The sequence below is a fragment of the Pseudoalteromonas agarivorans genome, from assembly GCF_024518735.1.
Taxonomy (GTDB): Bacteria; Pseudomonadota; Gammaproteobacteria; order Enterobacterales; family Alteromonadaceae; genus Pseudoalteromonas; species Pseudoalteromonas atlantica.
Genome location: NZ_JANIGJ010000027.1, coordinates 1 through 716, shown reverse-complemented (window position 1 = coordinate 716; position 716 = coordinate 1). Strand labels below are relative to the sequence as shown.

The window sequence follows — 716 nt, the reverse complement described above, 5'->3', positions numbered from 1 at the left end:
ACTGAGAAATTGCCGCTCGCATCCACGGTGGTGGTAAAGGTTTGCTCGGCCCCTAAATCATCGATAACCGTAAAGGTGATCACGGTGCCTTCAACCGCATCACTGGTGCCGCTTAGGGTCGGTGTGACATCGTTACTTGAACCTGGGCTGGTTAAATCAAGCGTTGGCGCAATGGTATCAACCTCCCCTGCGCCTGTGGCGGTCGCTGTGTTACCCGCTGCATCGCTTACGCTTGCACTTACGGTAAAGTTGCCCTCAGCAAGGGCTGTTGTAACCGGCACTGACCATGTACCACTTGCGCCCACTGTGGCGGTAATGGTTTGCTGTCCACCGGCATTGTCTGTCACAATAATTGTCACTTCACTGCCTTGTGGCGCATCACTTGTGCCGGAGATCGTCGGTGTTGTGTCGTTGCTAACGCCGTTATCTGTAATAACAAGGCTCGGTGGGGTTAAATCAATCTCACCGGTTTCGCTCGCGCTGCCGATATTACCCAGACCATCGTCTACTTCTGCGGTCACTGTGTATTCGCCTTGTGCTAATTCACTCGGCGCAGCAACGCTCCACACGCCACCGGTTACGGTGGTATCAACAGTCGTAATATTACCTGCACTGTCTTCAAACGTTAAGCTAATGGTGGTGCCATCGGCTGCATCGCTTGTCCCATTAATGGTTGGTGTGGTGTCGTTGGTATCAACCAAGGTATTAATGCTAAT

General features: G+C 52.4%; 1 protein-coding gene. It reads right to left on the bottom strand.

Features of this window, described 5'->3' with window-relative positions:
- A partial coding sequence (locus tag NQT65_RS20175; RefSeq protein WP_256851923.1) for an Ig-like domain-containing protein occupies positions 1 to 716 on the bottom strand: 716 nt, incomplete at both ends.